Annotated in this window: 16 protein-coding genes and 4 pseudogenes; 1 reads left to right on the top strand and 19 read right to left on the bottom strand. The window is 51.2% G+C overall.

Going from position 1 to position 18,730, the window contains the following annotated elements; genetic code table 11:
* Window positions 1–162: 162 nt before the first annotated feature.
* A pseudogene (locus MN084_RS12110) lies at window positions 163–1,395 on the bottom strand (IS256 family transposase).
* Window positions 1,396–1,540: 145 nt separating this feature from the next.
* On the opposite strand from MN084_RS12110, the gene MN084_RS12115 reads away from it, so the two are divergent.
* Window positions 1,541–1,753 (top strand): hypothetical protein, encoded by a 213-nt coding sequence (locus tag MN084_RS12115; RefSeq protein WP_330178067.1) that lies wholly within the window; start codon window positions 1,541–1,543, stop codon window positions 1,751–1,753.
* 17 nt (window positions 1,754–1,770) lie between these two features.
* On the opposite strand, the gene msrB is transcribed toward MN084_RS12115, so the two are convergent.
* The 18 genes and pseudogenes from msrB to ald all read right to left on the bottom strand — a co-directional run bounded on the left by msrB (window position 1,771) and on the right by ald (window position 18,677).
* Window positions 1,771–2,880 carry a peptide-methionine (R)-S-oxide reductase MsrB gene (gene msrB, locus MN084_RS12120; protein WP_241086231.1) on the bottom strand — a complete coding sequence of 370 codons (1,110 nt, stop codon included), beginning with the start codon at window positions 2,878–2,880 and terminating at the stop codon, window positions 1,771–1,773.
* A gap of 103 nt (window positions 2,881–2,983) precedes the next feature.
* A complete protein-coding gene (locus MN084_RS12125; protein ID WP_241086230.1) occupies window positions 2,984–3,655 on the bottom strand; it encodes a sensor histidine kinase in 672 nt (223 codons plus the stop codon).
* On the bottom strand, window positions 3,610–4,476 hold the full coding sequence (locus tag MN084_RS12130; protein WP_241086229.1) for a HAMP domain-containing protein: 867 nt from the start codon (window positions 4,474–4,476) through the stop codon (window positions 3,610–3,612). The genes MN084_RS12125 and MN084_RS12130 overlap by 46 nt, the downstream gene beginning before the upstream one ends.
* 16 nt (window positions 4,477–4,492) lie before the next feature.
* Window positions 4,493–5,184 (bottom strand): annotated as a pseudogene (locus MN084_RS12135) (response regulator transcription factor).
* Between the two features lie 173 nt (window positions 5,185–5,357).
* The gene (locus tag MN084_RS12140) at window positions 5,358–5,597 is read right to left on the bottom strand and encodes a hypothetical protein (RefSeq protein WP_241086228.1); all 240 of its coding nucleotides are present in this window, start codon (window positions 5,595–5,597) and stop codon (window positions 5,358–5,360) included.
* Window positions 5,598–5,845: 248 nt separating this feature from the next.
* Window positions 5,846–6,106 carry a hypothetical protein gene (locus MN084_RS12145; protein ID WP_330178068.1) on the bottom strand — a complete coding sequence of 87 codons (261 nt, stop codon included), beginning with the start codon at window positions 6,104–6,106 and terminating at the stop codon, window positions 5,846–5,848.
* A 231-nt stretch (window positions 6,107–6,337) separates the two neighbouring features.
* Window positions 6,338–7,633, bottom strand: coding sequence for an adenylosuccinate synthase (locus MN084_RS12150; protein ID WP_241086226.1), 1,296 nt, complete (start codon window positions 7,631–7,633; stop codon window positions 6,338–6,340).
* Between the two features lie 43 nt (window positions 7,634–7,676).
* Window positions 7,677–8,861, bottom strand: coding sequence for an ATP phosphoribosyltransferase regulatory subunit (locus MN084_RS12155; protein WP_241086225.1), 1,185 nt, complete (start codon window positions 8,859–8,861; stop codon window positions 7,677–7,679).
* A gap of 5 nt (window positions 8,862–8,866) precedes the next feature.
* Window positions 8,867–9,052 (bottom strand): DUF2065 domain-containing protein, encoded by a 186-nt coding sequence (locus MN084_RS12160; protein WP_241086224.1) that lies wholly within the window; start codon window positions 9,050–9,052, stop codon window positions 8,867–8,869.
* Between the two features lie 360 nt (window positions 9,053–9,412).
* Window positions 9,413–10,288 carry a protease modulator HflC gene (hflC, locus tag MN084_RS12165; RefSeq protein WP_241086223.1) on the bottom strand — a complete coding sequence of 292 codons (876 nt, stop codon included), beginning with the start codon at window positions 10,286–10,288 and terminating at the stop codon, window positions 9,413–9,415.
* Window positions 10,288–11,436, bottom strand: a complete 1,149-nt coding sequence (gene hflK, locus MN084_RS12170) for an FtsH protease activity modulator HflK (protein WP_241086222.1) — start codon at window positions 11,434–11,436, stop codon at window positions 10,288–10,290. Before hflK ends, hflC begins: the two co-directional genes overlap by 1 nt.
* Before the next feature lie 91 nt (window positions 11,437–11,527).
* Window positions 11,528–12,811 carry a ribosome rescue GTPase HflX gene (hflX, locus tag MN084_RS12175; protein ID WP_241086221.1) on the bottom strand — a complete coding sequence of 428 codons (1,284 nt, stop codon included), beginning with the start codon at window positions 12,809–12,811 and terminating at the stop codon, window positions 11,528–11,530.
* A gap of 107 nt (window positions 12,812–12,918) precedes the next feature.
* The gene (hfq, locus tag MN084_RS12180; RefSeq protein ID WP_241086220.1) at window positions 12,919–13,176 is read right to left on the bottom strand and encodes an RNA chaperone Hfq; all 258 of its coding nucleotides are present in this window, start codon (window positions 13,174–13,176) and stop codon (window positions 12,919–12,921) included.
* Between the two features lie 114 nt (window positions 13,177–13,290).
* Window positions 13,291–14,229, bottom strand: a complete 939-nt coding sequence (gene miaA / locus MN084_RS12185) for a tRNA (adenosine(37)-N6)-dimethylallyltransferase MiaA (protein ID WP_241086219.1) — start codon at window positions 14,227–14,229, stop codon at window positions 13,291–13,293.
* A complete protein-coding gene (gene mutL, locus MN084_RS12190) occupies window positions 14,229–16,022 on the bottom strand; it encodes a DNA mismatch repair endonuclease MutL (protein ID WP_241086218.1) in 1,794 nt (597 codons plus the stop codon). Before mutL ends, miaA begins: the two co-directional genes overlap by 1 nt.
* A 141-nt stretch (window positions 16,023–16,163) precedes the next feature.
* Window positions 16,164–16,815: pseudogene (locus tag MN084_RS12195) on the bottom strand (IS5 family transposase).
* Window positions 16,816–16,976: 161 nt separating this feature from the next.
* A complete protein-coding gene (locus tag MN084_RS12200) occupies window positions 16,977–17,243 on the bottom strand; it encodes a transposase (protein ID WP_330178069.1) in 267 nt (88 codons plus the stop codon).
* Between the two features lie 316 nt (window positions 17,244–17,559).
* Window positions 17,560–18,677, bottom strand: a pseudogene (ald, locus tag MN084_RS12205) (alanine dehydrogenase).
* Window positions 18,678–18,730: the final 53 nt, after the last annotated feature.

Raw genomic sequence — 18,730 nt, forward strand, 5'->3', positions numbered from 1 at the left:
TCTTTGGCTTAATGGGCCATCCGGTTTCTAGTTGATCTATAGTCTGACCACGGATATGCACGAATTGGAATGGAGTATAATCTGCTGATGGCGGAGAACATTTCCAAGCTATCCCTCAGTGTTGAGTCAATGGAGCTATGGTCAAATCTGGTGTATAAGCCATCAAGCAGCTTCCTGTTCAACTCGGATCCCATCTTTAAATTGCACACCTTCAATTACATCGGCGAGCAGTTGATAGCCTCTTAAGCGGTGCCATCTTTTTTGTGCAGTGTGCATCAACTTAAATGCCATGGCCAACGTCGTTAATCGACTACCGCAGTTCTTTGTTCTCGTGGTTCTAAGCCGCACTGTGGTAAACACCGATTCAATCGGGTTGCTGGTTCGTATATGCCCCCAGTGTTCCGCAGAAAAATCATAAAAAGTCAGCATCTTGTCTCGGTCTTTTTGTAAGCAATGCATCGCTTTCGGGTACTTATCCTCATATTTTCGCAAGCATAAATCAAAGGCTTTTTCGGCATTGGTTCGAGAGTCAGACATCCAAATATCATGCAGATTCTCTTTGACTTTAGGCTATATCGCCCTAGGCACTTTGTTGAGCACATTGGCGGTCTTGTGCACCCAACAACGCTGGTGCTTCGTCGTTGGCCAATGCTTGGTAATGGCCTTCCAGAAGCCTAGTGCACCGTCACCAACGGCCACCTCTGGCGGCACCGTAAAACCTTGTTCTGTGAGCTGCTCTAACAACTCTAACCAGCTCGCTTCTGACTCACGGTAGCCATCCGTAAGCCCAATGACTTCCTTACGACCTGTGCTGTCGGAACCCATGATCACCAGCAAGCAAAGCTTGTCGTCTTGCCTTACGTTGCAATAAACACCGTCGGCCCAAATGTACACATAGCGCCGCTTTGATAAATCGCGCTTACGCCACTGACCATATTCGCTTTCCCAAGTTTGCTTGAGGCGGCTTATGGTATTGGAGGACAAACCTTTGGCATCAGCGCCAAGCAAACCTGCCAGTGCGTCCCTGAAGTCGCCTGTAGAGATGCCTTTCAAGTACAACCAGGGCAGCAGCTCTTCAATGGTCTTCGCTCGCTTCAAGTACGGTGGCACCAAACCGCTGTTAAACTTGATGCCTTGCCCGGTACGATCTCTTACTTTGGGAACCTTGACCCCAATATCACCAAGCCCTGTTTGGATCATACGTTCCGGCAGGTGCCCATTGCGCACAACACCTTGTAAGCCTGATTCTCTCAGAAACCCTTGGTATTGTGCTAACAGGGTGGCAACTTCCGCCTCTATGGCTTGGGCTAATAGTTGCTGGGATCCGGTATGTAAAAGCTCAGAAAGGACATCTCGCGCTGGCCTATTCAGCCCGACAATATTATCATCCTTCATGTAGCGTACTCTTGTTGGTTGGTGATCGGCTAGGATCTTTTCCTTCCAACAGGATATGCTGCTTTAATTCCTCATACACCAGAAATGGCTATGCCTCGAGTCAATGACGTCAGAGGTAAGGGATATGCAGATGCATATCCATAGCATGGACACATCTATTTTGGTGATGAAGGATGATATGGGTGCTATCGCCACTAAACTGGATACCTTGCCACCCATGTTGCATGCAATTTCAGAAATGAACCAGTCGATGAAATTGATGACTGTTAATACAGGGGTGATGAGTCATGATGTGAGAGGCATGAACCAGAGTGTTGGTCGCCCTATGTCATTCATGAACTCATTCGCCCCCTGGTGATAAGTCAGCAGCTTCAATCAGTGAAACAGTGACTCCAGTTCGCCAAAACCGCTATCCGCCAGCTTCTCTTTGGGGATAAATCGCAGTGATGCAGAGTTGACGCAATAACGCAGTCCCGTAGGCTTGGGCCCGTCATTGAAGACGTGGCCAAGATGGGAGTCACCCATCTTGCTGCGAACCTCGGTCCGGGGAAAGATCATTTTGTAATCCGTCTCTTCCACAATACTTTCCGCTTTTAGGGGGCGGGTAAAACTGGGCCAGCCGGTGCCTGATTTGTATTTATCCTTCGAGGAGAAGAGGGGCTCTCCACTCACGATATCCACATAAATGCCATCACGTTTTTCATCCCAGTATTCATTATTGAACGACCGCTCGGTACCCTCTTCCTGGGTTACCTTGTACTGCAGCGGTGTCAGTTTACTGCGCAGTTCTCTGTCAGAAGGCTTGGCGAAGTTGCTTGCACTCTGTTCCGGTTTTGCTACTTTTATCTGTAAGTCATCTCCCCAGGTCTCTTCCAGAAACTGGTCGCGTCCGGAATTGTAACGATAGAACTTGTAGCGGATTGGGTTCTTTTTATAGTAATCCTGGTGATACTCTTCGGCATTCCAGAACTGTGTAAGTGGAAGCAGTTCGGTCACCACCGGCTTGTTGAAAACACCGGAGCTGTCCAAGGCGGCACGTGACTTTTCCGCGGCCTCTTTCTGGTGTTCGTTGTGATAGAAGATGGCAGGGCGATACTGTGCTCCCCTATCATAGAACTGCCCGCCGCCATCCGTCGGATCGATTTGACGCCAGAGGGAATCCAACAGCGTTTCATAGGTGATCACGGTTGGGTCATAATAGACCTGAACGGCCTCAATATGCTTTGTGCGGCTGGATGAAACCTGCCTATAGGTGGGGTTTTCCACCTCACCACCGGTATAGCCGGAGATCGCCTCTTTCACCCCCTCCAACTTTTCAAAACCCGACTCAACGCACCAAAAACAGCCGCCGGCAAAAGTGGCTACCTGAAGATTGCTTCCCAATTCCAAAGGCATTGCTTTCTGACTCTTGTCAGCGACGGTCTGGCTGCATCCGGCCAGCAGTGGGATAAGGAAAAGTATCACGTACAACAAAGGATGTTTCATCTCTCTCTCCAAATAATTCAATCGCATAAAATCTCAGATACAAGAGTGGGCTAAAGAGTTCAAATCACCATCACGGAAAAATCATAATTTTATCACGAGAAGTTTATCTGATGGTTGGCTGGTGTGAATCCGGAAGGGCAACAGGCAGGCTGAAAGTAAATATAGCACCGCCTTCCGGGTTGTTGACAACCTTGAGTTTACCCTGCAGCAGTTCTGCAATACGCTTTACTATAGCCAGCCCCAAGCCAGCGTGCCTCTGGTTACCCGCCTGTGCGGAACCCCGATAAAAAGGGCTAAATATATGAGGTAAATCTGCGGCCGGGATGCCAGGGCCAGTATCTGACACACTCACGGTTATCTCATTATTTTCCAGAATTATCCCCAGGGTTATTGCTTCCCCATTCGGTGTGTGGTCAATTGCGTTGCTGATCAGGTTGTCGAGCAGGCGTTCGGCCATGGCGATATCTGTGGTGATTAGCGGCATGGCCGGAGGGGGTGCCATCGACAGTTGCAGGTTGTTTTTCTCCGTATGCAGTTGGAATTTTTGCGTCACATCCTGAAGCAGTTCACCCAGGGCACAGGATTCGTACTGGGGTTGGGCATCCCTGGCCTCCAGGTGGGCAAGTTCGAACAGCTCCTCCACCATCTGTGTCAACCGGTTGCTCTGGCGCAGGGCAATCGCCAGATACTCTTTTTTCTGCCCGCTATTCAGTGCGGTATCTTTCATGATCATGGTCTCAAGGTAGCCGTGAAGGGCGGCCAGAGGTGTACGCAAATCGTGGGAACCTGTGCCACTAATTCCCGGCGTAGCCGGTCCTGGTCCTTGAGTTCATTCAGCTGGGAGATGATGCGTTCCGCCATTCCATCAAAGGCTTCACCCAGGCTCTCGATCTCATCGCCCGCCAACCTGCTTTTTGCGGCATAGGGCTGATGGTGGGTGAAATCACTGCGTTGAAACGTTTCCATTATTGTTGCCAGGCGTTGCAGGCGGCGGGTCAGCAGGTGGAATAGCAAGAGACCTGCAAACAGGCCGAATCCCAGGCTGCCGATAACTGCCCATGCGCTTAATCGAAGGACATAACTCTCCTGGACCAGCTGCTCCGCCGACTCATACTGCTCCCCCTGAAGCACCAGATAGAGATAACCCTGGGGGTTGTCCCCGGATGGAACCTGGGTTACGGAGAATGCCTTCCGGCGGTCATGGGATCGGGGGTCATCCCCCAGCAGTGGAAAACCCTCACCACTCAGAAAGGCCTTGATAGGTGCAAGATCGACACGCTGGCGTTTTACCCGGTTCGGGTCGGCCGAGAAGGAAAGAATTCGTCCTTCAAGATCAAGCAGGTAGATTTCAATGCTTGGATTGATATCCATGTAGGCGCTGAAGGTGTTTTTCAGTGCGGTTTCATTCAGCCGCCCCTCTTCAACCAGATTCCGATCGGCCACAATACGGCGGGATAGATCACGGTTGAAGTGCTGACTGAGTTCCTGGAGATAGCGTTGGACTGTGGTTGTAGTGATAACCGCATAGGTAAGGCCAATGGCGATAAACACCACGACCAGTACAACGGCAAGACGGGCATATAGGGTTCGGAACAAGGTTAGGCTCTTCCTGTCAGTGGCTGTCGCCGGAGAATTTGTAGCCCACACCCCAGACAGTCAATATATAGTGCGGGTTAGATGGATCTGTCTCTATTTTTGCTCTTAGCCGGTTGATATGAGAATTGACCGTGTGCTCATATCCGTCATGGTTGTAGCCCCATACCTGATCCAGCAGCTGAACGCGGTTGAATACATGGCCTGGATGGCGGGTGAAGAAGAGCAGTCAGTTCAACCTCTTTGTTGCCGATCAGCACGTGGCGTTTATCCACATCGATCACCATGCCACCCCATTTGATGATCTCGCCCTGAATGCCGGTGGTCGGCGGTTGCTTGAGTGCATCGACACGTCGGAACAGCGCCTTGATTCGTGCAATCAGCTCAGGGATGCTGAAAGGCTTTGTCAGATAAGTCATCCGCACCCATCTCCAGCCCCAGCACCCGGTCGAGTTCACTGGATTTGGCTGTAAGCATCAGAATGGGCAGGTAGTCGGCTGACTCTCTCATGCGCCGGCAGAGGCTTAGTCCATCTGTATCCGGCAGCATCAGATCCAAGACCACCAGCTGGTATCCGCCTTTATCAAACAGCGCCATTGCGCTGCCGCCATTACCGGCAATATCGGCGTCACAGCCGATATCAGCCAAGTGCTCCTGCACCAGGCGGGCAATGTCAGGTTCATCTTCAACGATCAGTACTTTACGTCGCATAGACTGAATGTTTCCTAAAAAAACATCTCTCTTGGTATTACCTGTTTGGCACTATCATGAAAGGACGCGGAGATCGCAGAGGGCTGATTGGTGGCCTGTGCCTCTTGTTTGTGATCCCTGCGTCCATTTCCACTGTTTTTTACGCAGTCACTTGATAGATATGTAGATTATCCTCACATCTCTTTCTTCATCTTATCTTTCATTGTCCCTTCTTTCATCATTTTATCGTCCATCATTTTCTTATCCATGGAATTGCTGCCCATCTCCTTATGCGTCATCATGGTTTTCTTTTCCATGGTTTTTGTCTCCATCATCCCATCCTTCTTCATCATGTCACCGGCTTGAGCTGTGACTGCAGCAAAGATCAGGCATGTTCCAAGAATGGCAGGTACAAAGTGATTGATTTTTTTCATGGTGATAATCTCCGGTAGTTAAGAATTCTGAATGCAGATCGCTATAGATATTCGATATACAGGGGTTATTAAAGAGGATGGAAATCTCACTGAGATCACGAAAATGTCACGAAATTATCACGCGGGGAAAAAGTGGTTTTTCAGTCGATGTTGGTTGATTATAAGCTTAAACAGGCTCCGGCTGTGTGAGCAGTTTGTTAACCAAGTTTGACATTTTTTTAGGGGCTGTCCTGCGATTCACAACGCTCTCATTGAAAGTGTGCTTGAGGTAATGCAGGCCCGCCAGTAAACGAGTGGGTAACGGGGGGTTGGCCAGCACCTTCGTTGTAAATGACATCAATGTCAACTTCAAGTTTTTCCCAGCTCATCTTCTCGGATAACCGCACCAATGGGAGAGAGAGATTTAAGATCTGAGAAAGTTGCGAATAGAATAAATCAGCACTGTTATCCGGTTTTTGTGATTTCATACTTGCAAGATTTTGATGTTGAAGGAGGGGCTCTTCTTGCAAACTACTTTATATAAATAGCTTATTAATTCATATTTATCATGTGATTATAAATAATTCAGAGGCGATAAACTACGAATTTCACAGGAGGGGTTGTGAATATTTTCCGACAGGTGAACATGGGTCCCGAGGAGCTATTTCCAGACATTGAATCACGAATCTTGCACCCATAAAAAAATATGGATATAAACCATAACGCTTCCAGACGACTGACAGCGAAAAGCAGGTTACCCGTCAGTCATCAAACGGGTGACGCACAATCAGGGTCTCTTTCCGGTCGGGCCCGGTAGAGATTACATCGATCGGCACGCCGGTCAGCTCCTCGATTTTTTTCATGTAGTTACGTGCATTCTCCGGCAGTGAATCCAGGCTTGGGGTTCCGATAGTGGACTCGGACCAGCCCGGCATTTCGATATAGATCGGCTCGCACTTTTCGAAACCGTCAGCCCCTACCGGCGGCGTATCGATCTCTTTGCCATCCAGTTTGTAGGAGACGCAGATCTTCAGGGTCTCCAGGCCATCCAGCACGTCCAGCTTGGTGATACAGATACCTGTGACGCTGTTGATCTCCAGTGAGCGACGCAGGGCAACGGCATCCAGCCAGCCACAGCGGCGCTGACGGCCGGTGGTGGCGCCAAACTCATGGCCTTTCTCACCCAGATACTGGCCAACCTCATCAAACAACTCTGTTGGGAAAGGCCCTGCACCCACACGGGTGGTATAGGCCTTGACTATACCCATCACATAGTCGATGTGGCAGGGACCGATACCAGTACCGCTGGCAGCGCCACCGGCGGTGGTATTTGAAGAGGTCACATAGGGGTATGTTCCGTGATCGATATCCAGCAGAGCACCCTGCGCGCCTTCAAACATGATGCTACGGCCTTCAGCACGCATCTTGTGCAATGTACCGGTTACATCTTCAGCCAGAGGTGTCAGGATTTCTACCTGGGCCAGAGCCTGATCCAGAACCTCCTGGTAATCCACTGTATCAAATTTGTAATAGTGCTCCAGGGCGAAGTTATGATACTCCATCACCTCACGCAGACGCTCGGCAAAATGATTTGCGTCGAGCATCTCGCCGAACCTAAGTCCACGGCGGGAAACTTTGTCTTCGTAGGCCGGACCAATACCACGACCGGTGGTACCAATGGCCTTCTTGCCACGGGCATGCTCACGAGCCTGATCAAGAGCTATGTGATAGGGCAGGATCAACGGGCAGGACTCACTGATGCCGAGCCGGGAGATGGCAGGAATACCGCCCTTCTCCAGCATATCGAACTCCTCCAGCAGCGCACTGGGAGAGAGCACCACACCATTACCGATCAGGCAACGGACATTCTCACGCAGCACACCGGAAGGGATCAGGTGCAGAACCGTCTGCTTGCCATCAATAACCAGCGTGTGGCCGGCATTGTGTCCCCCTTGAAAACGCACCACCGCTTCAGCACGGTCGGTGAGCAGATCAACAATCTTGCCTTTACCTTCATCACCCCATTGAGTGCCGATAACTACAACGTTCTTGCCCATCTTAGATTCTCTTGGATATTTTATTTATTCAGTGTCCTGACAATCACTGTGCTGCCACGGCAACCCAATTCTCACCCTGTTTTTCCAGGACTTCCCCACAGCCCATCTCCAAAGCGTTAGCTGCCTGCCCGGGAAGTGCGCAAATTACACGACGCCCATGACGCCGCAGCTCTTCAACCCGCTGTTTGAGAAGCGGATCTTCAGACAGAGGGGCAAAAATACCCGCTCGCTCTTCACTACTTTCTGTTGCACCCAATCCCAGGAGCATTTTCAGGTCGGCACTGAAACCACAGGCCGGTCGTGCGCGACCAAATACCCGGCCAATATCATCATAGCGGCCACCACGAGCCATCCCCTGTCCCAACCCCGGGACAAAGGCAGCAAACACCACACCTGTATGGTAATAATAGCCACGCAGTTCTGACAGGTCGAAATGGATCGGCAGATCAGGGCGCTGTTCCGCCAACAGGACAGCCAGACGCTCCAGCTGTGACAGGGCATTCAACACTGCTTCACTGGCACCACTCAGGTTCTTCCGCGCCCTTGCCAAAACATCATCACCGCTCAATTGCGCCAGCTCGGCAAGCATATCCCTGACAGCACCTGACAGGTTAAACTCTCGCAGTAGACCTTCTGTCTCAGTCACTGCTTTGCGCTGCAGCACATCAAACAGTGCCAGTTCCTGGCGCTGGTCGAGTCCCGCCTGTTGTATCAGCCCACGGAAAATACCGACATGCCCAAGATCCAGGTAGATATTCTTGAGCCCGGCCTGTTCCAGTGTTTCGATCATTAGTAAGAGCACTTCCAGATCACTTTCCACTCCGGCATGACCATAGAGTTCGGCACCAACCTGCAGCGGCGCGCGGGAACCGGAAAATCCGCCACTTCGGGTATTCAGTACGGTACCGAGATAACAGAGGCGCGTGGGAGCTGAGCGTCGCAACTGGTGGGCGTCTATCCGTGCTACCTGGGGAGTAATATCAGCACGGATCCCCATGGTACGGCCGCTGATCTGATCGGTAATCTTGAAGGTTCGCAGATCCAGGTCGCTGCCTGTTCCTGTGAGCAGTGACTCCAGGTATTCAATAAACGGCGGCATCACCAGTTCATAGCCCCAGCCATCAAAGAGGTCGAGGAGCTCCCTGCGCAACTTCTCCAGCTTTTTGGCCTGGGGGGGAAGAACTTCGTCAATACCCTCAGGCAACAGCCAGTGGTTGTTTGTCATCATCTCCATCAATTCACAAGATAGAGTGTCACTACACCCAATATCATGCTCACCAGGCCGCCAACGCGCAGAGCGTGATCGTCCATTTCAACCACCACCTGCATCATTTTACGCATGGTGCCGGGACTTAGAAAAGGCATTACACCCTCGATTACCATCAATAACGCAAAAGCAATCAGCAGTTCATGCCACATAGTACTGTCCAAAAAAAAGCCGGGGTTTGGTTACCCGGCCGCATTCGGTAGTCAGGTCCGTAGGGACAGGCTGTGCATCTTCCCAGACCGGACAGAGATTGTCCATAAAAGCTATCACCGGGCTGCACAGAAATTCAATCTTCACCATATGGATTTATTGAGACCTTGCAATCGAGAATATTAATTCGCGGGCGGCCGAAAACTTAATTATTCACCCCAAAACGCACGCAGAAAATAAATTGACTGGCAATAGATTTTTTTCACGTCCTTCGGGGTAAAAAGGGTTTTTCGGCAGGTGCTGAACGATGGGAAAAGAGGTGCGGTTGTGCCCCGGAAACATCCCGGGGCACACCTTCATCATTAACGAACTCCGCCTTTGTCCTTAAAGAAACGGAAAAACTCAGAATCCGGTTCCAGCACCATCATGTCACCACCCTGCTCAAAAACCTTTCGATAGGCAATCAGGCTGCGGTAGAAGGCGTAAAATTCCGCATTCTTCTGGTAGGCAGTGGCATAGACATCCGCTGATTTTGCATCGCCGGCACCACGCAGCTGTTCGGCTTCTTTATAGGCTTCAGCCAGAATCACCACCTGCTGGCGATCCGCTTCAGCCCGGATACGCTCTGCCGCCTCTGCACCCTTGGCCCGTAGGTCACGTGCGACACGTTCACGCTCGGCACGCATACGGCCATAGACAGATTCGCTCACTTCCGGGGGCAAATCGATCTGCTTGACCCTGACATCAAGGACCTCAATGCCCAGTTCATTGGCCATCTCATCCGAAGCCTTGGTCAGCTCCGCCATAATCTCGGCACGCTCACCGGAGACCACCTCTTTAATCGTCCGCTTACCGAACTCATTTCGAAGGCTGGTATTAATGCGCTCGGAGAGTAGGCGTGACGCCTTGGTACTGCTGCCACCGGTAGACCGGAAGTACTGAGCAACATGGGTAATACGCCACTTGACGTAAGAGTCAACGATCACGTCTTTCTTTTCAATGGTCAGATAGCGTTCGGGACGGGTATCCAGTGTCTGAATACGGCCATCAAACTTCATCACATTATGAATGACCGGTATACGCCAGTGCAGGCCAGGAGCATAGTCATCATCGACAATTTCGCCCAGTCGCAGCTTCAGTGCCATCTCCCATTGGTTCACCACAAACAGGCTGGAGAAACCAAACCCGGCAAGAATAATCAGGCCAACCGCCAGAAAACCGATTTTTCCACTGTTCATTAGCGAACCCTCCTGCTGCGGGTTGACCCGGTGGAACCGCCATCCACCCTCTGAGGCGTAGACATAGTGTTGGACGGGCTGGTCGTAGCCGATCCACGCGCCGACCCCTGAATCAGCTTATCCAGCGGTAGATACATCAGACTGTTGCCGCTATCCACATCCATAATAACCTTGTTGGTATTGCTCAACACATTTTCCACAGTCTCCAGATAGAGACGCTTGCGAGTCACTTCCGGGGCCTTTTCATACTCAGTAAGTACCGCCAGGAAACGGGATGCCTCACCCTCTGCCTCAGCTATTACTTTTTCACGGTAGGCGTTGGCATCGGCCACGCGCCTGGCTGCACCACCACGCGCCACCGGCACAATTTCGTTGGCGTAGGCTTCCGCTTGATTCTCCAGACGCTCTTTATCCTCACGGGCCTTGATGGCATCATCGAATGCGCTCTTCACCTGCTCTGGCGGCTTCGCCGGCTGGGTATTCACACTGGTCACTTCCAGACCAGTGCGATAGAGGTTTAGCAGCGACTGTATACGCGTTTTGATATCGGCGGCAATGGCGCTACGGCCTTCGGTAAGAATAAAATCCAGATCATTCTTGCCGATGGACTGGCGTACCGCTGTTTCAGTAGCGTCACGAATGGTCTTTTCCGGAGATTGATCCTGGAACAAATAATCTGCCGCATCCTGGATGCGTGACTGTACCGTCAACTCAATATCGACAATGTTCTCATCCTTGGTCAGCATGGTTGCTTTGTGACGGAAGGTGGAGATCTGATCGACGTTGACCTTGAGCACCTCATCCATTATCGGGATCATAAAGTGGGGACCAGGCTCGGTCACTTCGAAATAGGCACCAAAGCGCAAAATGACGCCGCGCTCAGCCGGTTCAACAGTATAGAAACTCTTAACGGCCAGCAGCACAATCAAACCTGCAGCAATCAGACCGCCAATCACTTTTATATTTGCCGGGCCGGGGGTTCCTGAGGAGCTTCCGCTGCCATTTCCGCCACCACCCTTGCCGCCGAAGATACCGCCAAACTTCTCCTGCATCTTCTTAACCACTTCATCCAGGTCAGGCGGTCCTTGATCACCACCTTTTCCACTCCAGGGGTCCTTATTGTCCCCACCCGGTTCATTCCAGGCCATTGAACACTCCAGTTTCTATTGTATGTTGTAAGTTACCCGCCGAAAAACCATTGATTCCGGCGAACTGTTGATTCTATTAGTTGCCGGTCCATCAGGCAATCAATCGTTTCTCCAGCGTTGATTCCTGACAAATCAGCTGATCATACGCTTTCTTCGGCAGTTCAATCTCTATCTCCCAGCCACCCATTTCAGTGACCGCTTCTGCGACCACCCCGCCCAGTTCAAACAATCTCGCCCGTAAACGGCCATCTGCCGGCTCAAGCTGCACCACTTTGTGGACCCGCTCCTGATGAAAAAATTCCGCCAGAGCACCCAATAAAAGATCGACACCCTCTCCGGTCCGTGCTGAGAGCCGGACTCGTCGGACCAGACCATCTTCACCCCGCTCTAAACCGGGGCCTCCATCTTCCATCAGATCGATCTTGTTATAGATCTCGATCTGGGGAATCTCATCTGCCCCAATCTGCTTTAGAACACTGTTCACTTCTGTAACGCAGACCGTTTTTTGCGGGCTCGCCGCATCAATTATATGCAACAGCAGCGAGGCTTCTGAAGTCTCCTGCAGGGTAGATCTGAAAGCCGCCACCAATTCATGAGGAAGATTGGAGATAAATCCTACGGTATCGGCCAATACAAGGGAACTCTCTCCTGGCAGATCCACCCGTCGCAGGGTAGGGTCAAGAGTCGCGAAGAGCTGGTTCTCAACGTACACACCCGAACCGGTCATCTGGTTGAATAGCGTGGATTTTCCGGCGTTGGTATAACCAACCAGAGAGACCGTTGCTATCTCCGCCTTGCTGCGTGCCCGTCTTCCCTGGTCTCTTTGCCCCTCCACTTTTGCCAGTCGTCGCCGGATCTTGGCAATGCGGTTATTCAATAAGCGCCTGTCAGTCTCCAGCTGGGTTTCACCCGGGCCGCGCAGACCAATACCACCCTTCTGTCTTTTCAGGTGAGTCCAGCCTCTGACCAGACGGGTTGAAAAATGCCGGAGCTGGGCCAACTCAACCTGCAGTTTACCTTCGAACGAGCGCGCCCGCTGGGCGAAAATATCAAGAATCAGGCCGGTTCTATCCACTACCCGACACTCAAATTCCTGCTCCAGGTTACGCTCCTGGCTGGGTGAGAGCGCATGATTGAAAATCACCAGCCCCGCCCCGGTAGCGAGGATGGTTTCACGGATCTCTCCAGCTTTGCCGCGTCCGATATAGAGCCTGGGATCAGGCTCTTTCCTACTGCTCATTACCGTAGCCACAGGCGACCCGCCGGCCGAAGTTGCCAGCTCTTCAAACTCAGCCAGTTCATCCTGGTCTGTTTTCGTGCCAATATCAACATGCACCAGGATGGCTTTCTCTCCGTTTTTTGGGCATTCAAACATCAATAGCGGCCGAGAATTCTGATTTGACGGCTATCAGCAACCACATTAAACAACACATTGCCTCCCGATTATGATTATAGTTGGAGTCACCTCGCCTGCTTTGGGGATCAATAGTTGCCTGGCTCCGATTCCGACGAGTTTTCAGTGCTTACCTGGAGCTTAACGTTGCGTGATGGAACCACTGTGGAAATGGCGTGTTTGTACACCATCTGGCTGACAGTATTCTTCAGCAGCACGACGAATTGATCAAATGACTCGATCTGCCCCTGTAATTTGATTCCATTCACAAGGAAGATTGACACAGGAATACGCTCTTTACGCAATGCATTCAGGAAAGGGTCTTGCAAGCTCTGCCCTTTGGACATGGAGTTCTCCTTATTTTTTTCCAAAACGGGAAAAGCCGTAGGGACAAAAAGCAGTCCCAATAAATCTAAAGTCTAACAATTCACAGTTGTAGCATATGCACAGACGCCTGCAGTTCATATGAGGACAGGACGAATGATTTTCAAGGCCTCTGAGCTCAACTCACCCTCTATTTCGTCCAGCCAGTGGATTTCAGAATCGGATCGGAGCCAGGTTAATTGGCGTTTGGCGAGCTGGCGGGTGGCTATGATGCCCTTTTCTATCATCATTTCCCTATCCCACTCCCCCAGTATATATTTCAGCATCTGGCGATAGCCGACAGAGCGCATCGAGGGCATATCAGGTACCAGATCATCTTGTTTCAGCAGGTTTCTAACCTCCTGCTCAAAGCCCTGATCCAGCATCAGCTGAAACCGTCCGGCAATCCGTTGGTACAACACCGCCCGCTCTTTTGGCGCGCGCGCCAGCTTTATCACACGATAGGGCAGCTTTTTACCACTGCTCTGTGCCTGTAGTTCGGACATGGGACGCCCAGTCAATTCATGCACCTCCAAGGCCCGCTGGATGCGCTGGGTGTCATTGGGATGAATTCTGGCCCCACCTTTCGGATCGACTTTCAACAGTTTGTCATGCATATACGTCCAACCATGCAGAGCCGCTTCCCGTTCCAGATGTGACCGCACCCCCTTATCCGCTTCAGGCAGCTCCGACAAACCGTGCTCCAGAGCACGAAAGTAGAGCATAGTCCCTCCCACCAATAATGGGATATGCCCGGCTGCGGTGATCTCTGCCATCTCTGCCAGGGCATCCTCCCGGAAACTGGCCACTGAATAGATCTCTGCCGGGTCACAGATATCAATCAGCCGGTGGGGTGCCAGGGCCAGCCCATCGGCATCCGGTTTGGCTGTACCTATATCCATACCACGGTAAACCAGGGCTGAATCCACACTGATGATTTCACAGGGAAGCTCCTGCACCAACTGGATCGCCAGTTCTGTTTTACCGGAGGCCGTCGGCCCCATCAGGAAGATAGCCGGTGGCAGCAGGCTACTCATCAACGGCCTCGCAGAAAAAGCCGGTCCAGATTGGCCATATCGAGCTGGGTCCAGGTCGGGCGTCCATGGTTGCACTGATCACTTCGCTCAGTGCGTTCCATATCGCGCAACAGTGCGTTCATCTCTTCAACAGTTAGGAGGCGATTGGCACGCACCGAGCCATGACAAGCCATGGTCGATAACACCCCATTGATCTCGTTTCGAATCCGCTCACTGGTACCGTGAACCACAATATCGGAGAGCAAATCCCGCAACAATTTTTCAGCATCTGCACCCTGTAACGGTACCGGAATGGCACGTACCACCAATGTCTCGGTATCCAATCTGTCCACCTCCATGCCAAGCTCGGAAAACAGATCCATGTGCTCTTCTGCAAGCTCAGCCTCCCGTCCGCTGACAACGACCGATACCGGCACCAACAGCGGCTGGCTTTGGATTCCATTCTCGGCACGGGCCTGCTTGAAACATTCGTAGGTGATACGTTCGTGGGCTGCGTGCATATCCACCAGTACCAGCCCCTCACTGTTCTCCGCCAGAACATAGACCCCTTTGAGCTGCGCCAGGGCATACCCAAGGGGCGGAATCTCTTCAGGTTCATCGGCATTCTCAGCAGATGCAGATGGCAATGGGTGTTGCATGTCAAAACTGGACCTATAATTGCCAGAGCGCTCCTGTACTTGAAACCCCAGGGGCCGCTGATAAGCAGACGTTGCCGATAAAGAGGTGGGCGCCGGTGTCAAGGCAGCATCGATCTGTCGAATTTCACCGGTCTCTCTATCCACTTCTGTTCCGGGTTTAGTCTTGGCCAAAACCTTGTGCAGGGTACGGAACAGGAAGTCATGGGCCATCCGACCATCACGAAAACGAACCTCGTGTTTGGTGGGATGGACATTGACATCAACCAGCAGCGGGTCCAGCTCAAGATAGAGTACATAGGCAGGATGCCTGCCGTGAAACAGCACACCCTGAAACGCCTGACGTACTGCATGAGTGACCAGCTTATCCCGCACCATGCGACCGTTGACATAAAAGTACTGCATATCGGCCTGACTACGTGAGAAGGTCGGCCGGGCAACCCATCCAAACAGACGTAATCCCGCCTGCTTCCGCTCAAAATAGAGCGCCTGCTCCAGAAAAGCCCCCCCCAGAAGCCCGGCCAGCCGTCTCTCCTGCTCCACCCGCTGAGTTGCAGGGGGCTGAGAGAATATTTCACGCCGGTTATGTTGCAGGGAAAAAGCCACATCAAACCGGCTCAGGGCCAAACGCTTCACCAGAGTCTCGATTTGATTGAATTCTGTCTTTTCCGTGCGCAAAAATTTGCGCCGGGCCGGTGTGTTAAAGAAAAGGTCGCGCACGTCAAGAGTGGTCCCTACCGGGTGGGCGACAGGTTCGGGTAATGCCACTTGTTTACCACCATCGCCAGTTACACTCCAGCCGGCATCCCCATCGGCAGACCTCGATGAGAGGGTCAACCGTGATACCGAGGCTATGCTGGGCAGTGCCTCGCCACGAAACCCCATACTGCAGACCCTCTCCAACTCTTCAAGGCTGCCGATCTTGCTGGTGGCATGACGGGAGAGCGCCAGGGCCAGATCATCATGCTGAATGCCGCCACCATTATCACGCACCCGAATGAGACGAACACCCCCCTGCTCTATCTCCACATCAATCCGGATTGCACCAGCGTCCAGACTGTTCTCCACCAGCTCTTTAACCACCGAAGCCGGGCGCTCAACCACCTCGCCAGCGGCGATCTGATTGATCAGTTGAGGAGGTAAGGCATGAATGCGCATAAGTTCGTGAATTCCCGATTATTTCTGAAAAGAGGATTATAAACCGGTTTATGCAATCGAGATTAGTCAAAACTAAAAAAATTCTCTGCATCTCATAATTCAAATTGTTCCAGGATAGTCACTACTTAGGATCTATTAACACTAATTCAGTGCATCAATGATAAGTGCAAAATGAATAAAAACATGAATACAGCATCCAATTTGTCAAAGCGTGAGAAAATATGACGAAATCCTTTCAAGCGGCGGAACAACGGGAACAATACCCGGATCAAATACCAATTGTCGGGTTTCATCGCCTTCGTAGGCCTTCTCCACAATCACCTGAGTACCTCCCCAGCTATTGTTTTTAAGGGCTTTAAGCAATTTGCTTCCTTCAGGCTCATCATCAGCTTGTCAGGGATACAATGAAAATGTCACTGCTGTTTGAGCATCTGCTACAACCCTATGAATTTTGGTTGTCCATCCGGCTCGTGATTTACCGATAAGTTGTTCACCGTTTTTTTAATACGCCCGTACCATCTGGATGGACTTTTACTGCCGTGCTATCGAGAGAAACATGATCAACTTGAATATTGGTGATGTCGTTCTCTTGCAGGTCAGAAAATACACAATCCAGAACGCCCTTTCTGGCCCAACAATTAACACGCGCACAAATACTGTGCCAATTGCCAAATTTCTTCAGTAATCCACGCCACTTGCAACCTTGTTCGACTACATACAAAACGGCATTCCACACTTGTAAATTGGATATCTTTGCGTTGCCGCGTTGAATGGGCAGTGATTTTTCAGAAATCTAGTAATGCGCCGATGTAATTTCCATCAGTTTGTTCTACCTTAAATTAGTGATAAGGAAAACTCTAAAAAACCGACAAAGGCCAATAGTCTCTAGCAAATCGGGAGAGCCCGGTATCTTCGCGCTCATTTTTCTGGCAACATCCATATTCATACCTCGCTTCATCCGGCCAGCCACACCAATCGACGCATGTTGTACACCAAATTCATCATACCAACCAACTGGATCAACAGCTCTGAAAAGAGTTTATCGAAAAAGCCCCATTCTTTCAGGCGCTCACGATATACCCAAACTGTTTTGGCATCGGGCACCTTACCTTCCGGGCTCAGTCCAAGAAAATGACAAACGCTATAGCGATCCCGAATCTGGAACTCTGTTTGATCATCGGGTAGATTGAGTAAATGCTGTAGGACCAACACCTTGAACATCGGTACCGCATCGTAAGGTGGATGCCCACCTTTACTGGGATCATTGTTTTTATAAACTGAGCCCAACAATATCCGAAAACCTCCCAGTCTCCGGTCCTTTCCAGCTTTGGCAGCGAGTCTCCCATCTGCTCAAGGACGTTAAGTCGGTCTTGATGATCAAAAAACGTTGAATTGGTTACTATGATCGCTGATTTTGGAAGATTTTTAGAGGCTCCCTCAGCACGCCCATAGGGAGCCTCTAATCAATTTATAATCTTCTTGATTCTTTGTAAAAACGGGTCTTCTAGAAAACGACCAATGCAATACCAAGAGCCAATCACTCCATCATTGCCGCTTTAGCAGATTGATAATCGTAATCCAACGCCCTTGCCACTGCTTCGCAGGTTACCTGCCCACGATGGACATTTAAGCCATTCAATAGACCAGCGTCATCCGTCAGCGCCTGGAGGAGTCCTTTATTGGCAAGCGCCAGTGTATAAGGCAGTGTTGCATTGTTCAGCGCATAGGTCGATGTATGAGCCACAGCACCCGGCATGTTGGCCACGCAATAGTGGACAATATTATCGACAATAAAAGCAGGGTTTGCATGGGTGGTTGGATGGGACGTCTCAAAACAACCGCCCTGATCAATGGCGACATCCACCAGCACCGAACCCGCTTTCATCCGCCCCAGCATCTCCCGGGTGACCAATTTGGGTGCGGCGGCACCTGGAACCAGGACTGCACCAACCACCAGATCAGCACCTAATACGTACTCCTCCAACGTCTCCGTGGTTGAATAGATCGTATTGAGCCGACCACCAAACTGCGTATCCAGTTCAGCCAATCGCTCCAATGAACGGTCAAGTACAGTGACACGGGCTTCCAACCCCATCGCCATGCGAATGGCATTGGTGCCCACAACACCGCAGCCAATAACCGCAACATGAGCAGGGGAAACACCAGGCACCCCACCCAGTAGACGCCCTGCCCCATCATTGGATTTTTCCAGGCACTGTGCCCCGGCCTGGATCGACATCCGACCAGCCACTTCTGACATTGGAGTTAACAGGGGCAGTCCGCCCCGTTCATCGGTTACCGTTTCATAAGCAATGGCCGTGGCACCAGAGGTGGCCAGTAATTTCGCCTGTTCAGGGTCGGCGCAAGGTGCAAGTAGGTGAACAGTAACTGCCCCTCTCTCAACATTCTGCACTCATCAGGCTGGGGCTCTTTGACTTTAACGATCATCTCTGCCCTTTGAAAAATCTCGCCGGCGCTGCCGACAATCCCTGCCCCGGCCGCCATATAGGCGTCATCACCCATACCTATACCCATCCCGGCCTGGGTCTCCACCAGCACCTGATGACCATTGGCAATCAGCTCACGCACACTGGCCGGTATCATCCCGACACGATATTCATTATTTTTAATCTCTTTGGGTATACCGATCAGCATGAATTTGTCTCCAAACAAGCTCTGTTTCTGAAGCAGGCAACAATAATAGGATA

It is taken from the genome of Candidatus Vondammii sp. HM_W22, from assembly GCF_022530855.2.
Classification (GTDB): Bacteria; Pseudomonadota; Gammaproteobacteria; order Chromatiales; family Chromatiaceae; genus Vondammii.

What these genes read in the sequence shown, in the direction of transcription:
- MN084_RS12115 (WP_330178067.1), top strand. Translation starts at nt 1,541, where the DNA reads ATGGACACATCTATTTTGGTGATGAAGGATGATATGGGTGCTATCGCC.
- msrB (WP_241086231.1), bottom strand. Translation starts at nt 2,880, where the DNA reads ATGAAACATCCTTTGTTGTACGTGATACTTTTCCTTATCCCACTGCTG.
- MN084_RS12140 (WP_241086228.1), bottom strand. Translation starts at nt 5,597, where the DNA reads ATGAAAAAAATCAATCACTTTGTACCTGCCATTCTTGGAACATGCCTG.
- MN084_RS12150 (WP_241086226.1), bottom strand. Translation starts at nt 7,633, where the DNA reads ATGGGCAAGAACGTTGTAGTTATCGGCACTCAATGGGGTGATGAAGGT.
- MN084_RS12155 (WP_241086225.1), bottom strand. Translation starts at nt 8,861, where the DNA reads ATGATGACAAACAACCACTGGCTGTTGCCTGAGGGTATTGACGAAGTT.
- MN084_RS12160 (WP_241086224.1), bottom strand. Translation starts at nt 9,052, where the DNA reads ATGTGGCATGAACTGCTGATTGCTTTTGCGTTATTGATGGTAATCGAG.
- hflC (WP_241086223.1), bottom strand. Translation starts at nt 10,288, where the DNA reads ATGAACAGTGGAAAAATCGGTTTTCTGGCGGTTGGCCTGATTATTCTT.
- hflK (WP_241086222.1), bottom strand. Translation starts at nt 11,436, where the DNA reads ATGGCCTGGAATGAACCGGGTGGGGACAATAAGGACCCCTGGAGTGGA.
- hflX (WP_241086221.1), bottom strand. Translation starts at nt 12,811, where the DNA reads ATGTTTGAATGCCCAAAAAACGGAGAGAAAGCCATCCTGGTGCATGTT.
- hfq (WP_241086220.1), bottom strand. Translation starts at nt 13,176, where the DNA reads ATGTCCAAAGGGCAGAGCTTGCAAGACCCTTTCCTGAATGCATTGCGT.
- miaA (WP_241086219.1), bottom strand. Translation starts at nt 14,229, where the DNA reads ATGAGTAGCCTGCTGCCACCGGCTATCTTCCTGATGGGGCCGACGGCC.
- mutL (WP_241086218.1), bottom strand. Translation starts at nt 16,022, where the DNA reads ATGCGCATTCATGCCTTACCTCCTCAACTGATCAATCAGATCGCCGCT.
- MN084_RS12200 (WP_330178069.1), bottom strand. Translation starts at nt 17,243, where the DNA reads ATGTTCAAGGTGTTGGTCCTACAGCATTTACTCAATCTACCCGATGAT.